We start from the raw sequence: 14,577 nt of genomic DNA, 5'->3' as shown, positions 1-14,577 counted from the left end.
ACATCGAGGTCACGAGAAGGGATGACGGCACCCTGATATTGCGATCGCGGATTATGCTCGCTGGAGTGAGCGGGACGATTTGCGCATACCTTCCCCACTGGGCTCAGGAAACGCCGGACCGCGTCTTTCTCGCGCAACGAACCCGCGACAATGCATGGCAGTCGATCAGCTATGGCGAATTCTGGTCTCGAGTGCGCTCGGTCGGGCAGGCGCTGATTGATCGGGGTGGCGCAGCGGGCGATACGCTGGCCATCCTGTCCGGCAATTCGATCGAGAATGCGGTGATCCAGTTCGCCGCGATGTCGATCGGTCTGCAGGTTGCGCCGATCTCGCCAAGCTACAGTCTTCTGCCAGGTGGCCTCAGCCGCATCGAAGACATCGCGAAGGTCCTCACGCCGAAGTTTGTGTTTGCCCAGAAGGCGGATCCCTTCGTGCAAGCCCGTGCCATCCCCGGCTTTGCGCAGGCCGAATGGATAACGGCGGAAGAGGCGGCGGATACCACGCCGCTGTCGGAGCTATCCGCCGCGACACCGGGTCACGCGTTTGAGGCGGCGTTCGCAGCACTCGGAGCGGAGACCGTCGGCAGAATCCTGTTCACGTCGGGATCGACCGGCTCTCCCAAGGGAGTGATCAATACCCATCGCATGATGTCGAGCGTGCTGCAGATGGCCGCTCAGGTCACGCCGGTCTCGCAGCCCCTGGTTCAGATCGAATGGCTGCCCTGGCATCATACCATGGGCTGCAACGTCATACTGAATGGAATTCTGAAGAACGGCGGCTCTCTCTATATCGACGATGGCCGACCGACGCCCGAAGCGTTTCATCGAACAATCGCCAATCTGCACGACGTTTCTCCGACGGCCTCATTCAATGTCCCAACCGGTTACGCGTTGTTATGCGCCGCGCTCGGCGAGGATCCAGACCTGAGGCGGAAGTTCTTCCATCGCATCGACAGAATGATTTTCGGGGGCGCGGCGATCCCGGCGTCCGTAATGGCAACGCTTCAGGAATATGCAATCGAAGTCCGCGGCGAGCGAGTTCCGATTTTGGCCGGATACGGTGCCACGGAAGCCGGGCCGACCATCTGCGTGTCTTATCGACCGTGCGAAGCGCCGGGAGAGATCGGCTTGCCGGCACCCGGCATCGAACTCAAGCTGGTCCCGGCGATGGACGGTTACGAGGCGCGGGTCCGTGGCCCGAACGTCATGCCCGGTTATCTCGGAGTACCCGAATTGTCCGCAGCAGCATTCGACGAAGAGGGCTTCTATCGGGTAGGCGACGCGGTCTCGTTCATCGATGCCGCCGACCTCTGCCGCGGCCTGAGGTTTTCCGGGCGTCTCTCGGAGAATTTCAAAATGATGACAGGCACGTGGGTGCTCGTCGGCGAGCTGCGTGCCGCCATCCTGAACCGGATGGGCGGCGTGCTGCAGGATCTGGTCATCGGAGGCGAGGGCCGCGATTCTCTCGTCGCGCTGGTATGGCTCAATCCGGACCGTGCAAGGCGACATGCTAACGGCGCAACAGGCGCGGATTCCGGTGACACCCCTTCATTGGATTCCGGCGTTCGCGCATACGTCCATCGGGTCTTGACCGAGCATAACCTGGCGGCAGCGACCAACGCGCGGATATCGGCCGTTGCCATCCAGATCCAGCCGCTGTCGCTCGCGGCAGGCGAGACAACGGACAAGGGCTACATCAATCAGCGCGGGGTCCTGAAGAACCGTTCCGCCATTCTCGACAGTCTCTATAGCGGAGCAGCCTCGCCGCACATCATCCGGCTTGCCTCTCATCCACGCGCGTTGTCGACGGCAGGAAATGCAGTCACGTCGACTGATGCATGACCAGAGAGCCCGGCCGCCGACCTTCCGAGCGTGTTTCTTAAAGGGACCGCCTCCGCGTCATTGACGGCGGCGACGCCAGTAGATGTGGACGAGTGTGCGGCGAACGCCGCAACCCCAACGCGCCGCCGCGGCGATGCCGCAGCCGGCCCTGCCTTTCATTCAACCCGCGAAGCCAAAATTCTCACCATTGGCCTCGGCCTGCTCATTTCGGCGGCTTGGAATATGTATAGACATGCGGTCCATCATCGCGGCCGCAACATCACGTCAGTCAACACCGAGGTCGGCCCCGATGTGATCCTGATGGACGAGCCGTTCGGCGCTCTCGATGCCCAGACCCGTATGGTGATGCAAAGCGATCTCCAGACGTTGTCGATGGAAGCCGGCGCCACCGCTAGGTCCAAAGTCAGAGCGCAAAATAGACGGTCATCGCTGTAACGATCAGGCCCAGCACAACGGCGAGCACCAGTTCTGTCTTGATGCCGCCGGCGGAATGAGATTGTGCGTCGTCAATCATTCGGCCAGTCCTGATGAAGCGAAAGAGCGAAATCACGATGATTGCGATCCCGATCGCGATCAGCGCGAGTCCGTCATAGTGACTGAACGCTCCCGTGAAGCGATCGAATTGCAGTCGAGACCCGATCTCCGTCCTGTTGGCTTCGGCGATTGTTCGGACGAAGAGGTTGAATTTCTCGACGACAAAGCCAAACGCGATGATCGCGATGCCCGTCCTGACCCAGGCGAGAAAAGTCCGCTCGTTTGCCGCGTGGTCTGAGTATCTCTCAATCATCGAGACCTCTCTGGTTGCTGTCGATGGGGTTCGTCGCGCGCTATTCCCGCAGGAGCGGAGCGGCGGGGCGCACTGTATGCGAAGCCAGGGCAAGCCCTCAGAACTGATACCGCCGCAGCCCCCCATCCACCGGGATCACCGTCCCCGTGATGTAGCGCGCCACCGGCGACGCCAGAAACACCGCGAGCGCCGCGAGGTCCTCCGGCTCGCCCCAATAGCCGACCGGGATTTCTTCCTCGGCAAAGCGCTCGCGATAATCCGGCGGATAGTTGCGGCGGATCTGCTCGCTCATGATGCGGCCGGGCGGGATGCAGTTGATGGTGATGCCGTGCTCGCCGATCTCGCGCGACAGGCCCTTGGCCCAGGCGTGCACGGCGGCCTTTGCGGCGAAGGCGGCGTTCAGGCCCTCCGGCTCGGACTTGCCGGTGATGTTGACGATGCGGCCCCATTTGCGCTCGATCATCTGCGGCAGCAGCGCATGCGCGATGCGGCGGTAGCTGGTGAAGTTCAGCGCGATCGCCTCGTCCCATTTGCTGTCGGGCGCATCGACGGGAAGGGGGCGGCTGCCGCCGGCATTGTTGATGAGGATGTCGACATGGCCGAGCTCCTTTTGCGCAAAGGCCGCGATGTTCTCCGCGGCGTCCTTGGCCATCACGTCCTGCTCGAACGGCGTGATCAGGCCGGAGCCGACTTCCTTCACCAGCTCGGCAAGGAGATCAGTGCGACGCGCCACGCCGACCACGCGGACGCCTTCGGCAGCCAGGCCCTTGGCGATGGCGCGGCCGATGCCGATGCTCGCTCCTGTCACGACTGCGGTTTTCGATTTGAGCCCGAGGTCCATGGTCACACGCTCTCTTGTTTGCTTTTTGCTTCTTGTCGTTCGTTTCCTGCCCGTCCCGCGGGCTTCGCGAATTGCCTGAGCGGGACGAGCAGTGGTAACCAAGAGCCTCGACGAAGGAAACACGAAAAAGAAAAGGCGTTGAGCAATGGTCTGGGATCCGCAGCAATACCTGAAATTCTCCGGCCATCGGCTTCGGCCCGCCGTCGACCTCTTGATGCGGATTCCGGATTTCGCCCCGCGCGCGATCGCCGATCTCGGGGCAGGGGCCGGCAACGTGACAAAACTGATCAAGGAACGCTGGCCGGACGCGACCGTGACCGGTGTCGAGGGCTCGGCCGAGATGGTGGCCGCGGGCCGCAAGGCGGCGCCGGATGTGGAATGGTCGCACGAGGACCTCGGCCATTGGCGCCCCGCCAGGCAATACGATTTGATCTATTCCAATGCCGCACTGCACTGGCTGCCCAATCATGCGGCGCTGTTTCCGTCAGTCATGGAGAAGGTGACGCCCGGCGGCATGCTTGCGGTGCAGATGCCGCGCAACTTCCTCGCGCCATCGCATGTGCTGATCGGCGAGACGGCGCTGAACGGTCCGTGGCGGTCAAAGGTCGAGCATCTCGTTACCCCGCCGCCGGTCGAAGGGCCGGCCTTCTATCATGATTTGCTCGCGCCGCTTTCCCGGAACGTCAACATCTGGGAGACCGAATATCTGCAGGTGCTCGAAGGCGATAATCCCGTGAAGGAATGGACCAAGGGGGCCTGGCTGACGCGCTATCTCGACATCCTGCAGGGCGACGAGAAGGCCGCGTTCGAGGCCGCCTATGGCGAGCGGGTGGCGAAGGCCTATCCGAAGAATGCGGCGGGGCAGACGCTGTTTCCGTTCCGGCGTCTGTTCATGGTCGCCCAGCGCAAGGACTGATCGCACTGGTGCAATGCGACATAAACCGTTCGCAACCCGGGACTGGAAGCGGGTCCCGGGTTGCGCGGACAACAGCCATCAAGCTAGCTTGCCTGCGGCAAATTGGGCTTAGGTCTAGTTGTTCGGGTGGTGGATTGCTGCCACTACTGGGCTGCAAACCGGGCTGCAAAACAAAAAGAACCCGGTTTTAGAGGTTGTTGGGAGGTTACTTCATGCGCAAGCTGCTTCTTGCGGTCGCCGCCGCAGCTATCTCGTGGCCCCAGCGGTGGCACAGGCCCAGAGCCCGATCGTCATCAAGTTCAGCCACGTCGTCGCCAACGACACCCCGAAGGGCAAGGGCGCGCTGAAGTTCAAGGAACTCGCCGAGAAGTACACCAACGGCAAGGTCAAGATCGAAGTCTATCCGAACTCCTCGCTCTACAAGGACAAGGAGGAGATCGAGGCGCTCCAGCTCGGTTCGGTGCAGATGCTGGCACCCTCGACCGCGAAATTCGCCCCGCTCGGCATCAAGGAATTCGAGGCGCTCGATCTGCCCTGGCTGTTCAAGGACGACGAGACCTATTCCAGCGCGATGAAGGGCACGATCGGCAAGTGGCTGTTCCAGAAGCTCGAAGCCAAGGGCATCACGGGGCTCGCTTATTGGGACAACGGCTTCCACATGGTGTCGTCGAACCGCGCGTTGATGAAGCCTGAGGATTTCAAGGGCCTGAAATTCCGCATCTCCGGATCGAAGATCGCGGACCAGTATTTCCGCCTGATGGGCTCGATCCCGCAGATCATGGCGTTCTCCGAAGTCTACCAGGCGCTGCAAACCGGTGTGGTCGACGGCTGCGAGAACACCGCGTCGAACTACCTGACCCAGAAGTTCTACGAGGTGCAGAAGGACATCACCGTGTCCTATCACGCGCATCTGCAATATGCGGTCATCGTCAACTCGAAATTCTGGTCCGGCCTGCCGCCCGACATCCGCACCCAGGTCGAGAAGGCGATGGTGGATGCAACCGAGTACACCAACCAGATCGCGCACCAGGAGAACGAGGACGCGCTGGCCGAGATCAAGAAGGCGGGCAAGACCAAGCTGCATTATCTGACTGACGCCGATCGCAAGGCGTGGCAGGAAGCGATGCGGCCGACTTATACATGGGCAAAGGGCCGGGTCGGGCAGGAGGTGCTCGATCTCGTCGCCAAGGAACTCGACGTCAAGATGAACTGACGCGTTTTCCGCAAGGACAATACGAACGGTCGGGAGTGTGCGCACTTCCGGCCGTTTCGCATCGATAGGGGGACTTTGATTTGCTTCGCGTGCTCAATCAGGCGCTCAACCATCTCGAAGAATGGCTGATCGCGACGCTCATCGCGGCTGCAACCGGCTTGATCTTCATCGCGGTTGTGCACCGTTACGGCGCCGGCGAATCGATCGTCCTCTCCCGATGGGCGGCTGCGCACGGGATGAGCTGGCTCGCGACGCTGTCGATGGCGGTGTTCACCTTCCTGTCCGAGCTCGACCTGTCCTGGGCGCAGGAACTCTGCATCTACATGTTCATCTGGATGGCGAAGTTCGGCGCGGCCTATGGCGTGCGCACCGGCATCCATGTCGGCGTCGACCTGCTCGTCAACCGCCTGCCCGAGCATTCGCGCAAGCAGGTGATCCTGTTCTCGCTGCTCTGCGGCGCGCTCTTCACCGGCATGATCGCCGCCTTCGGCGCCTCCTTCGTCTCCGAGATGTTCAAGACCGGCCAGCAGTCCAATGACCTGGAAGCGCCGATGTGGTTCGTCTATCTGGCGATCCCGCTCGGCTCCGGCCTGATGTGCTTCCGCTTCCTCCAGGTCTCGTGGTCCTACTACTGGACCGGCCATCTGCCGCATCACGACGAGAGCCATGTCGAGGGCGTGGAGGCCGACGTCTCGCCGGCGCTGCATCCGCAGCCCGCCGGCGCGGCGACCAGGGCCGCCGCGCGAAAAGTGTCGCCGCTCGGCGTCATCCTGATCATGGCGCCGATCCTGATCTTCGCGATGTGTCTCGCCGAGAAGTTTGGCGTGGTGGTGCTGCCGCACTGGATGCGTGCCGCGACCGTGTCCGCTCTGCTGATCGCGCTGATGCTGACCGGCATCCCGGTCTCGATCGCGCTTGGCCTCACCGTGATGACGTTCCTGTTCACGCTGACCACGGTGCCGATCGAAGCGGTCTCGATGAAGCTCTTCACCGGCATCGAGGGGTTCGAGATCATGGCGATCCCGTTCTTCATCCTCGCCGGCAATTTCCTCACCCATGGCGGCGTCGCGCGCCGCATGATCAATTTCGCGACCTCGCTGATCGGCCACTGGCACGGCGGTCTCGGCCTTGCCGGCATCGTCGCCTGCGCGATGTTCGCGCTGGTCTGCGGCTCGAGCGTCGCGACCGTTGCCGCGATCGGCGCGATCGTGCTGCCGGAGATGGTCCGCCACGGCTATCCCATGCATTTCGGCGCCGGCATCATCACCGTTGCCGGCTCGCTCGGCATCCTGATGCTGCCGTCGATACCGAAGATCGTCTATGCGGTCTCCACCAATACCTCGATCGGCGCGCTGTTCGTCGCGGGCCTGCTGCCGGGCATCATGCTGACGACGATGCTCTGCATCGTCACCTGGTGGCTCGCACGCAAGCGCGACTATCCACGCCTGCCGAAGGCGAGCTGGGGCGAGACCGTCCGCACCTTCCGCGAGAGCATCTGGGGATTGATGCTGGTCGTCATCATCATCGGCGGCATCTACAGCGGCCTGTTCACCGCCACCGAGGCGGCTGCGATGGCTGCGGTCTACTCCTTCGTCATCGCGGTGTTCGTCTACAAGGCGATCAAGATCGTGGACGTGCCGCGGGTGCTGCTGCGCGCCGCCAACACCAGCGCGATGCTGCTCTACATCGTCACCAACGCGGTGCTGTTCTCCTTCGTGCTCTCCAACGAGAACCTGCCGGCGACCTTGGCCGACTGGATCGCGGCGCAGAATCTCGGCTGGGTCGGCTTCCTCTTGGTCGTCAACATCCTCTTGCTGCTCGCCGGCAACTTCATGGAGCCGAACTCGATCATCCTGATCATGGCGCCGATCCTGGCGCCGGCGGCCAAGAAGCTCGGCATCGACCTCGTGCATTTCGGCATCGTGATGGACGTCAACATGGAGGTCGGCCTCTGCCATCCGCCTGTCGGGTTAAATCTCTATGTCGCCTCGATGATAGCGCGCATGCGAATAACCGAGCTCGCGGTCGCCGTGTTGCCGTGGCTCATCACCATGCTCGGCTTCCTCGTCATCGTGACCTACTGGCCGGATCTGACGCTGTGGCTGCCGCGGGTGCTGGGGATGCACTGAGCATGATCCGGAAAAGTGTGAAGCGGTTTTCCGAGAAGATCATGCTCACATAAAAAGCCTCTGCGGCGGAAGATGGCTAACGCGCGGTAAACCCGCGCGCTCAAATGCCATCGCTGCGCTGGGAACCCATTTTTACGGGTCTGCGGTAGAAGCATGCCAGCGGATGGGGCTGGCATGTTCTTCAACAGAATGGAATCCAGACGGGCGTCGATTTCGGACGCCGTCTATATGGAAGTCATCACGGGCCTTCACGGCACGACGATGCCCACCATTCTTGCGGCCGCCTGCCAGGCGATGGTCGGTGCGATCACGACCTATGAGACCGGCGACATCGTGACGGCCGGCCTGACGGTTGCCGGTGTGGTGGTGGCCATTGTCCGCCTGTTCGAGATATTCGCTTTCCGTCGCCGCCTCGCATGTCCGCCGCAGCTCGGTCGGGCCGAGGCCGCGCGCTGGGAGCGGCGCTATGTTGCCGGCACCGTTGCAACGGCATCCGTGCTCGGCGTGTTTGCCGCGCGCAGCATCGTGCTGGGTGATGCACTCTGTTCCGTGATGGCGATTGGCATCGGCTTCGGCTTTGGCGCCGGCGTGGTGGCGCGGCTGGCGCTGCGTCCCGTCGCGGCGCTGCTCGATCTCGTCGCAATCGCAGCGCCTGCTGCGATCGTGACCTTCATGCAACCCGATCTGCGCCATGTCGGGCTCGGGCTCCTCATCCTGATGTATGTGGCCGCGAGCTTCGAGATGGTGCGGCTGAGCTTCAATGCCTCGATCAACCAGATCACGCTGAAGCGGCAGTTCGAGCAGCTGTCGCGCCTGGACCCGATGACCGGCGTGTCCAATCGTTCGGTGCTGGCCACGGACCTGCCGCAGATGCTGGCGGCCGGGATGATTGCCGTCCATACGCTCGACCTCGACCGCTTCAAGGAGGCGAACGACCGGTTCGGCCATCCCGTCGGTGACGCACTGCTGAAGCAGGTCGCCGGGCGGCTCAAGGCGCTCGCCGCGCAGGATGACCTCGTGGTCCGGATGGGCGGCGACGAGTTCGTCCTGGTGCAGCGTGCGGCGGCTGATGCGGAGGCGATGGCGCAGCGCATCGTGCAGTCGATCAGCGCGCCCTATGATATCGACGGACAAATGATCGAGCTCGGCGTCAGCGTCGGCGTCGCCGTCGCGCCGGACGACGGGCGCACCGCGGAAGCGCTGCTGTCGCGCTCCGACAAGGCGCTCTATCGGGCCAAGCAGGAACGCGGCGGTTATGTGCTGGCGCGGGACTTGCGGATGGCGGATGCGACCGCATCGGGCCAGACCTTGGCGGAAGAGCTCGCTGCGTAAGCCACGCGAACGGTGCACCCTCTCCCCTTGTGGGAGAGGGTGGCTCGCCGCGCAGCGGCGAGGCGGGTGAGGGGTTTCTCTCCGCACAAACAGTCTTGCGGGCGGAGATATACCCCTCATCCGGCGCTTCGCGCCACCTTCTCCCACAAGGGGAGAAGGGAAGAGGCATCTCGCTCGATTTCGGCAGTCTCCTCCGATAGCAATCACCCGCGAGATGCGGTTAGATGTTCGCACAGGCCGGGAGGAAACAAGAATGACCAGCAACGAGCCGAAGGACGCAACACCCTCCGTCACCGCGCAACATGATGCGATGCTGAATGCGCTGCCGTTTTCCGACACGCGGGATTTCGACGATGCCGCGCGCGGCTTCCTTGGTACGATCGAGAATGCGGAGATCGCCAACCCGCAGGGACGGACGGTGCGGAGCCTGAAGCTCTATGGCTTCCTCTCCAGCGAGACGGCGCCGCCGACCGTCAATCCGAGCTTGTGGCGACAGGCGCGGCTCAACATGCATCACGGCCTGTTCGAGGTGGTGCCCGGGGTCTACCAGGTGCGCGGGCTCGACATCGCCAACATGACGCTGATCGAGGGCGACAGCGGTGTCATCGTCGTGGACACGCTGACGTCGATCGAGGGCGCACGTGCCGCGCTCGATCTCTATTACAGGCATCGTGGCCAGAAGCCGGTGGCCGCCGTCATTTTCACCCATACCCATACCGACCATTGGGGTGGCGCGCGCGGCGTGCTGGAGGAGGACGCGCTGGCAACCGGCGCCGTGCCGATCATCGCGCCGAACCTGTTCATGGAGCATGCCGTCTCCGAGAACATCATCGCGGGGCCGGCGATGTTGCGGCGGGCACAATACCAGTTCGGGCCGTTCCTCGCCAAAGGCGTGCGGGGGCAGGTCGACAACGGGCTCGGCAAGTCGATGGCGGCGGGCGCCGTGGCACTGCTGCGTCCGACCGACCTGATCATGGCGACCGGCGACAGGCGCGCGATCGACGGCGTCGAATTCGAATTCCAGATGGCGCCGAACAGCGAGGCGCCGGCGGAGATGCATTTCTTCATCCCGCGCTACAAGCTGCTGAACCTCGCCGAGAACTGCACGCACAATTTCCACAATCTGCTGCCGTTCCGCGGCGCCGACGTGCGCGATGCGCTGGCGTGGTCGAAGTACCTCAACGAGGCCCTGCGGCTCTGGGACGGCAAGGCGGAGGCGATGTGCGGGCAGCATCACTGGCCGGTGTGGGGCCGCGAGCGGATCGGCACGATGATCCGGCAGCAGCGCGATCTCTACAAGTTCGCGCATGACCAGACCATCCGCCTGATGAACCACGGCCTCACCGCAGCCGAGATCGCCGAGACGATCCAGTTGCCGAAGAGCCTGGAGGGCGCCTGGCACGGCCGCGGTTATTACGGCCATATCCGGCATAACGTGAAGGCGATCTACCAGAAATATCTCGGCTGGTACGATGCCAACCCGGTCAATCTCGATCCGCTGCCGCCGGTGGAATCCGGCAAGAAGTATGTCGAGTACATGGGCGGCGCCGAGGCCATCCTCGCGCGCGCACGCAAGGACTTCGACAAAGGCGAGTTTCGCTTTGTCGCGCAGGCGCTCGGCCATCTCGTCTTCGCGGAGCCGGAGAATGAAGCGGCGCGTCTGTTGCTCGCGGATACGCTCGAGCAGCTCGGTTATGCCGCCGAGAGCTCGACCTGGCGCAACGCCTATCTGTTCGGCGCGCAGGAACTGCGTCAGGGCATGCCCAAGACCCCGTCGCGTCCGCCGATGCCGCGCGAGACGCTGGCGGCGCTACGCACCGAGCAGCTCTGGGACGTGCTCGGCATTCGGCTCAACGGCCCCAAGGCCGAGGGAAAGCACATCGTGCTGAACTGGAGCTTTTCCGATACCGGCGAGATCTTCGTGCTCAACCTGGAGAATTGCGCGCTGACTTATACGGAGGGCGTGCAGGCGGAAGGCGCGGACGCCAGTTTCACGCTCGCGCGCGCAACGCTCGATGAAGTCATCGCGAAACTGACGAGCTTTCCGGAAGCGGTCGCCGCCGGCAAGATCAAGCTCGCGGGCAACCCGATGCGGCTTGCCGAGCTGATGGGCCTGATGGACGAATTCCCGCGCATGTTCGAGATCGTCGAGCCGAAGCGGGCGGTGGTGAGTTAGGGCGACGCTTTCTTCGTCCTTGCCGTTCGTCGCGCCGGTCTGACTTTCTTCCCTTCTCCCCTTGTGGGAGAAGGTGGCGCGAAGCGCCGGATGAGGGGTCTCTTTCCGCAGAGAGGCTTTTCGATGCGGAAGCAACCCCTCACCCAAGCGAGTGTGACGCCTCGTTCTCGCAGCCCTCTCCCGCAAGGGGAGAGGGCACTATACGACTAGCAGCGGTGTAGAAGCGCTACTCCGCGCTGCTCACCAGCTTGATCCGCGGCGCCTGCGCTTCCGTCAGGCTGCGATAGGCCGCGAGATAATCCAGCGCCATCCGCCGCGACGTGAAGCGTTTCTCGAACTGCTTGCGGATGGCCGCGCGATCGAGTTGCGGCAGGCGCTTGACGACGCCGGCGGCGCTGATGATGTCCTCGACCACGAAGCCGGTGAGGCCCTCGTCGATGATCTCGGGTACCGAGCCGCGGTTGAAGGCGACGACCGGCGTGCCGCAGGCCATCGCTTCGATCATCACGAGGCCGAACGGCTCCGGCCAGTCGATCGGCAGCAGGAGGCCGAGCGCGCCGCTGAGGAAGTCCGATTTCTCGTGGTCGCCGATCTCGCCGATGAAGTCGACCAGCGGATTGTTCTGGATCATCGGCCTGATCAGCTCGTCGTAATAGTCCTGGTCGGCGCGATCGACCTTGGCCGCGATCTTCAGCGGGATGCCGCAATGCATCGCGATCTTGATGGCGCGGTCAACGCCCTTCTCTGGCGCGATGCGGCCGAGCACGGCGAGATATTCCTGCTTCGCCGGCTTCGGTGTCAGCAAGGTCTCCGGCAGGCCGTGGTGGATCGTCGTCACCCAGTTCGCCTGCGGCACCGGCCTGCGCTGCGCGTTCGAGATCGAGATGACAGGCATTTTTGAGAAGGTGTTGAACACGGGCTGATGCTCCGGCAGGTCGAGCCGGCCGTGCAGCGTGGTCACGAACGGGGTCGGCTGCCGGTGGAACAGGGACCATGGATAGTAGTCGAGATGGAAGTGAAGGAAGTCGAACTCCTCGTCGTCACATTTCTGCCGCACGCGCTCCAGGAGCACCATATGCAGCGCGTTGGGATCACGCACGGAACCGTCGAGGCGAAGCGCCCGCGGCCAAAGTGCGTCCAGCTTCGCCGACGTCTGCGAGTCACCGCTGGCGAACAGCGTGACATCGTGTCCAAGGGCAACCAACTCCTCCGTCAACCAGTGCACCACCCGCTCGGTGCCGCCATACAGCTTGGGTGGAACAGCCTCAGTCAACGGAGCTACCTGCGCGATGCGCATCTCGCCATCTCCTCTGTGATCATGGAAGTAAAACCCCCGCCGTGTCTCGGCACCGGCATGCCAGACGAGGGAACGTTCTCGCAATTGCGAAGTTCCTTCAACGAACGTTACTTCTTCGACACACTTCAGTCGGCCGCGATGCTGCCATCTCCTCTTCTCACATCGTCCGCATCCGCATGTCGTGATGGCCCGGCCCGGGAACCGAGGCGAAGCGGTCGATGTTCAATCGGCTAATAGAAAAATCGAAATCAATACGACGGGGTCGCAGTCACATGGATCATCTTTCTGGTTACGCGCGCAGGCCATTTGCCTTTGTCTTGCGCTATCTGCGACGACGGCCGGCATCGCATCTCGTGATCCTGACCGCTGTCGTTGCAGCCGTTGCCTGTTCCGTGGGCACGCAATACGGCGTCAAATCCCTGGTCGACAGCCTGTCCGCGGGAACTTCGCACGGTGGCAGCGTATGGCTGGCATTCATTTTACTCATGTCGCTGATCGCGGCGGATAATTTCCTGTGGCGGATCGCGAGCTGGACCGCGAGCTTCACCTTCGTTCGTGTCACGGGCGATTTACGCCGTGACATATTTCGTCATCTGACGGGACACGCGCCGAGCTATTTCTCGGATCGCATGCCGGGCATGCTGACGAGCCGTATCACCGCGACCTCGAACGCGGTGTTCACGGTCGAGAACATGTTCGTCTGGAATGTGTTGCCGCCGTGCATTGCCACAATTGCGGCCATCGGTCTGATTGGAACCGTCAGTCCCTATATGGCACTCGGCCTGATCGTGGTCGCGGGCGGTATGGTGATAGCGATGTTCCATTTGGCCGCAGCCGGCAAACCGCTGCATGACGACTTTGCCGACAAGGCCGCCGTCGTCGACGGCGAGATGATCGACGTCATCAGCAACATGCCGCTGGTCCGCGCCTTCTGCGGCATCGGCCATGAGCACGAGCGGTTCGACGCGACGGTGAACCGGGAACTGACCGCGCGCGGCCGTAGCCTGCGTTATCTGGAAAAGCTGCGGCTCACGCATGCCGGCGTGACGGTCGTCCTGACGGTTGCGCTGATGGCCTGGGCGATCACGCTCTGGCAGCAGGGCGAGGCGACCACCGGCGATGTCGTGCTGGTCTGTACGCTCGGCCTCTCCATCCTCAATGCGACGCGCGACCTCGCGGTGGCGCTGGTCGATGTCACCCAGCACGTCGCGCGCCTGACCGAGGCGATCGCGACCTTGCTCGTGCCGCATGAATTGCGCGATCATCCCGAGGCTGAGCCGCTGATGAAGAGCGGCGCCGCGATCGCGTACAACAACGTCACCTTCGGGTATCCCGGAGGCGAGAAGATCTTTGAACGGTTCAGCCTGCGGCTTCAGCCCGGCCAGCGCGTCGGCCTGGTCGGCCAGTCGGGCGGAGGGAAATCGACCCTGTTCACGTTGCTGCAGCGGTTCTACGATGTCGACGAAGGCAGCGTGACCGTCGATGGCCAGGATATTTCCAAGGTGACCCAGTTGAGCCTGCGTGAGGCCATCTCGGTCGTGCCGCAGGATATCTCGCTGTTCCACCGCTCCATCCGCGAGAATATCCGCTACGGCCGTCCGAACGCGACCGACGACGAGGTGCTGCGCGCGGCGATCGCGGCGCGCTGCGATTTCATCGATAGCCTGCCGGAAGGTCTCGACACCATGGTCGGCGACCGCGGCGTGAAAATGTCCGGCGGCCAGCGCCAGCGCATCGCGATCGCGCGGGCCTTCCTGAAGGACGCGCCGATCCTGCTGCTGGACGAGGCCACCGCCGCGCTCGACAGCGAATCCGAGGAGGCGATCCGCGAGGCGCTGTCGCGCCTGATGCGCGGCCGCACCGTGATCGCGATCGCGCACCGGCTGGCGACGCTGCGCAATTTCGATCGCGTCCTGGTGCTGAAGAATGGCAAGATCATCGAGGACGGCGCGCCCGACCGCTTGATGCAGGGCCACGGCCCCTACCGTGAGCTGGTGACGCAGGAGATGAGCCGGCTGGCGAAGTTCGCCGCGTAAGTCCAACAG

General features: G+C 63.2%; 10 protein-coding genes and 2 pseudogenes. 9 read left to right on the top strand and 3 right to left on the bottom strand.

Annotation, left to right across the window (positions count from 1 at the left end; genetic code table 11):
• Positions 1 to 65 precede the first annotated feature (65 nt).
• Complete coding sequence (locus tag HAP41_RS34300) at positions 66 to 1,841, top strand: AMP-binding protein (protein WP_224580665.1); 1,776 nt, start codon at positions 66 to 68, stop codon at positions 1,839 to 1,841.
• A 60-nt stretch (positions 1,842 to 1,901) separates the two neighbouring features.
• Positions 1,902 to 2,276 (top strand): hypothetical protein, encoded by a 375-nt coding sequence (locus HAP41_RS34295; protein WP_166049347.1) that lies wholly within the window; start codon positions 1,902 to 1,904, stop codon positions 2,274 to 2,276.
• Here HAP41_RS34295 and HAP41_RS34290 read toward each other — a convergent pair.
• Both HAP41_RS34290 and HAP41_RS34285 read right to left on the bottom strand, forming a co-directional pair.
• Complete coding sequence (locus tag HAP41_RS34290) at positions 2,245 to 2,628, bottom strand: YidH family protein (RefSeq protein ID WP_028150113.1); 384 nt, start codon at positions 2,626 to 2,628, stop codon at positions 2,245 to 2,247. The genes HAP41_RS34295 and HAP41_RS34290 overlap by 32 nt on opposite strands.
• Before the next feature lie 97 nt (positions 2,629 to 2,725).
• Positions 2,726 to 3,469 (bottom strand): SDR family NAD(P)-dependent oxidoreductase, encoded by a 744-nt coding sequence (locus HAP41_RS34285; protein ID WP_028150112.1) that lies wholly within the window; start codon positions 3,467 to 3,469, stop codon positions 2,726 to 2,728.
• Positions 3,470 to 3,614: 145 nt separating this feature from the next.
• Here HAP41_RS34285 and HAP41_RS34280 point away from each other — a divergent pair, with 145 nt between their 5' ends.
• From HAP41_RS34280 to HAP41_RS34255, 6 genes and pseudogenes are all read left to right on the top strand, one after another.
• A complete protein-coding gene (locus tag HAP41_RS34280; protein WP_166089322.1) occupies positions 3,615 to 4,385 on the top strand; it encodes a methyltransferase domain-containing protein in 771 nt (256 codons plus the stop codon).
• A 212-nt stretch (positions 4,386 to 4,597) separates the two neighbouring features.
• Positions 4,598 to 5,598: pseudogene (locus HAP41_RS34275) on the top strand (DctP family TRAP transporter solute-binding subunit).
• Between the two features lie 236 nt (positions 5,599 to 5,834).
• Positions 5,835 to 6,158: pseudogene (locus tag HAP41_RS34270) on the top strand (TRAP transporter small permease); the annotation flags it as partial.
• Between the two features lie 285 nt (positions 6,159 to 6,443).
• Entirely contained in the window at positions 6,444 to 7,727 is a 1,284-nt protein-coding gene (locus tag HAP41_RS34265) for a TRAP transporter large permease (protein WP_224580993.1), read from the top strand.
• A gap of 228 nt (positions 7,728 to 7,955) precedes the next feature.
• Positions 7,956 to 9,059, top strand: a complete 1,104-nt coding sequence (locus HAP41_RS34260) for a GGDEF domain-containing protein (RefSeq protein WP_224580667.1) — start codon at positions 7,956 to 7,958, stop codon at positions 9,057 to 9,059.
• Between the two features lie 253 nt (positions 9,060 to 9,312).
• On the top strand, positions 9,313 to 11,235 hold the full coding sequence (locus HAP41_RS34255) for an alkyl/aryl-sulfatase (protein WP_166089364.1): 1,923 nt from the start codon (positions 9,313 to 9,315) through the stop codon (positions 11,233 to 11,235).
• Between the two features lie 226 nt (positions 11,236 to 11,461).
• On the opposite strand, the gene HAP41_RS34250 is transcribed toward HAP41_RS34255, so the two are convergent.
• Positions 11,462 to 12,532: a glycosyltransferase family 4 protein gene (locus HAP41_RS34250; protein WP_166089367.1), complete on the bottom strand. Its 1,071-nt coding sequence runs from the start codon at positions 12,530 to 12,532 to the stop codon at positions 11,462 to 11,464.
• A gap of 272 nt (positions 12,533 to 12,804) precedes the next feature.
• Here HAP41_RS34250 and HAP41_RS34245 point away from each other — a divergent pair, with 272 nt between their 5' ends.
• Positions 12,805 to 14,568 (top strand): ABC transporter ATP-binding protein, encoded by a 1,764-nt coding sequence (locus HAP41_RS34245; protein WP_028150105.1) that lies wholly within the window; start codon positions 12,805 to 12,807, stop codon positions 14,566 to 14,568.
• Positions 14,569 to 14,577 lie beyond the last annotated feature (9 nt).

The sequence above is a fragment of the Bradyrhizobium barranii subsp. apii genome (assembly GCF_011516635.5).
Classification (GTDB): domain Bacteria; phylum Pseudomonadota; class Alphaproteobacteria; order Rhizobiales; family Xanthobacteraceae; genus Bradyrhizobium; species Bradyrhizobium barranii.
This window is presented reverse-complemented; position numbering and strand designations above follow the sequence as displayed.

What these genes read in the sequence shown, in the direction of transcription:
- HAP41_RS34250 (WP_166089367.1), bottom strand. Translation starts at nt 12,532, where the DNA reads ATGCGCATCGCGCAGGTAGCTCCGTTGACTGAGGCTGTTCCACCCAAG.
- HAP41_RS34255 (WP_166089364.1), top strand. Translation starts at nt 9,313, where the DNA reads ATGACCAGCAACGAGCCGAAGGACGCAACACCCTCCGTCACCGCGCAA.
- HAP41_RS34285 (WP_028150112.1), bottom strand. Translation starts at nt 3,469, where the DNA reads ATGGACCTCGGGCTCAAATCGAAAACCGCAGTCGTGACAGGAGCGAGC.
- HAP41_RS34245 (WP_028150105.1), top strand. Translation starts at nt 12,805, where the DNA reads ATGGATCATCTTTCTGGTTACGCGCGCAGGCCATTTGCCTTTGTCTTG.
- HAP41_RS34290 (WP_028150113.1), bottom strand. Translation starts at nt 2,628, where the DNA reads ATGATTGAGAGATACTCAGACCACGCGGCAAACGAGCGGACTTTTCTC.
- HAP41_RS34265 (WP_224580993.1), top strand. Translation starts at nt 6,444, where the DNA reads ATGCGTGCCGCGACCGTGTCCGCTCTGCTGATCGCGCTGATGCTGACC.
- HAP41_RS34280 (WP_166089322.1), top strand. Translation starts at nt 3,615, where the DNA reads ATGGTCTGGGATCCGCAGCAATACCTGAAATTCTCCGGCCATCGGCTT.
- HAP41_RS34260 (WP_224580667.1), top strand. Translation starts at nt 7,956, where the DNA reads ATGGAAGTCATCACGGGCCTTCACGGCACGACGATGCCCACCATTCTT.